The 923-nt window shown below is 32.9% G+C and carries 1 protein-coding gene; it reads left to right on the top strand.

Annotation, left to right across the window (positions count from 1 at the left end):
* Nucleotides 1-175 precede the first annotated feature (175 nt).
* On the top strand, nucleotides 176-923 hold a 748-nt coding region (locus CWB66_RS16095), incomplete at its 3' end, for a PoNe immunity protein domain-containing protein (RefSeq protein ID WP_138586142.1).

Below are 923 nucleotides of genomic sequence, written 5' to 3'. Positions count from 1 at the left end.
GCTTTTTTCATAATTTTCTCCTGTGTTTACAATAAGAGAAAATTCTACATTTGGCATCTATTATTTTTAGGGAGGATTACCGTACGAAATAAAAAAAATAACAGCTTAGTGGTTAATAAGTTGGATAAAGATGCGAAAATCATAAGAAAATAAATTACATTACAAGAGAGTTAAAATGTTAAGAGAGCATTTAAAAACAAAAGATTACTATAACGATAGAATTGAATTCAGGTCAAAAGCTATTAAAAAAAAGGTAGGTAAAATTGAATCAGATGGAAAATTCACTGATGACGTAAAAATGAGAAATGCTTTTCGGCTAGTCAGTGACTCTATGTATTTATTACACCAAAAATATTCACGTGGTGATGATTTATCATCTTTAAAACCAGATCTTCTAAAAACACTAGAATACCGCCAATGGCAAAAAAACTATGCCGATGCCTTACCAGATAGTGAGCAGGCTGAGCGTGTAGGTTGGGAAGAAATACGTGAAGATTATTTAGAAGACTTTTTGAAATGGCTAAGTTTTGCTTACTGCCTAGATATGGGAAAAGAGTATTATCTGAATATGTTGGCTTTAATTGCTAATCAAGGTCTTGATTCATTATTTGATAGTATAGCAGTTGAAATTGGGGATATTGAACGCGAAGTATCCAAAGAGTTGCTTTTTAAAAAGCGGTTTAGCAAGCTCTATAAAGTTATAGAAAGTGAACCAGAACAACGTCCTACCTTAGTAAAGGCTTATTTAGATGCTTGGTATAAACTAGAAGGAAGCCCTGATTACCATTTGATGGATACTGATGCATATATAGGCTATTGGTGTTGGGAAGCCGCTTTAGTCGTTAAGCTATATGATATTGACGATAGCAGTTTTATCGATCATGAATACTACCCAAAAGATTTAGTACATTGGCAAGATAACT

Source organism: Pseudoalteromonas sp. S558, from assembly GCF_005886635.1.
Taxonomy (GTDB): Bacteria; Pseudomonadota; Gammaproteobacteria; order Enterobacterales; family Alteromonadaceae; genus Pseudoalteromonas; species Pseudoalteromonas aliena.
This window is presented reverse-complemented; position numbering and strand designations above follow the sequence as displayed.